Source organism: Bacteroides sp. Marseille-P3684 (genome assembly GCF_900291465.1).
In the GTDB taxonomy this organism is placed as follows: Bacteria; Bacteroidota; Bacteroidia; order Bacteroidales; family Bacteroidaceae; genus Phocaeicola_A.
Genome location: NZ_LT985809.1, coordinates 1 through 1,056, shown reverse-complemented (window position 1 = coordinate 1,056; position 1,056 = coordinate 1). Strand labels below are relative to the sequence as shown.

Genomic DNA, 1,056 nt, shown 5'->3' with positions numbered 1-1,056 from the left:
TTTCTTCAGATGCAGGGAACACATAAATCAAAGAAATCTTCAAAATATCGCTGCTTGAAGATATCAAACTTTTCTTTTGTAATTGACGAAAAAAAGAAGGTGCATCGCTCATTGCGACACACCCTCTTTTTGCGTTTATGGGGGGCGTGGTTCCAATATTGATTCGGGCATCCGCCTTAGCCCACAGATGATGTATCGTTCGGTCATGAAGCTGACAAAGCGGGCTAGCTGTGGTTTGGTTAGGTTTTCCTATGTTGCGGGGCAGCCGTTCGCCTTCTTAAACATGGAAAGAATCTGCATGTATTTCGGGTATTTCGCCGCAAATGCCTCTTTTAATGTCGTTGTTGTCATGGTTCATTGTTTTTTTGTCGTTATTGTCTTTGTCTTTTCCCGGTTCATCAGGGAAGTTGATGTCGCATTTTTGCGTAGACACTATTATCATTGCGGCGATAATGACAATAATTGCGCCGATAATAGTTGGACGCCATTCTGTCTTGTCTGTGGCAAGGATGAAAAGTAAGATTATCCAGAGTATACATCCGATAGGCATAATATTTAAATTTAAAGTTCGTTTGACAAGTGTTTTGATAATCACAAATATAGTAGTTCGGGCTGTCCTCTTACATATAACGCGACCTGTTTTTATATTTAGATTATATTCTTTTTTGGCAAACTGAAATAGGTATAGGATTTGCATAAGCTGAGCCCTGAGCCGCTTCATACAGCGAGACGGAAGTCTAAACCGTTTTGACCGTGTAGCGTGTAGGGGGCGAACCGGATGCGTGTTGGACCGGGCGTTTGTTGGACCGGGCGACCAGACCGGTCGCCCCTACATCGCCGACCATATCGCCCCCGACCAGGTGGAAGCCTGGGCCGCCGCGATGCTGGAGGGCACGGAGCAGGATGCAGGAGTAAAAAAAAGAAAGCCTGACCATAGCCGGGTTGTTGGGATACGCGCTGGGCTGTGTCGGGATGCGGTTGGATGACTTTGAGCGGATGACCCCCGACGAGTTCAGCGCGGTCTGTGAGGCGCATGCCAAGACCCGGGAGGCAGAC

General features: G+C 47.3%; 1 protein-coding gene. It reads right to left on the bottom strand.

What is annotated here, in order from left to right:
• Positions 1-277: 277 nt before the first annotated feature.
• Positions 278-595, bottom strand: coding sequence for a hypothetical protein (locus C8275_RS14520; protein ID WP_157948258.1), 318 nt, complete (start codon positions 593-595; stop codon positions 278-280).
• Positions 596-1,056 lie beyond the last annotated feature (461 nt).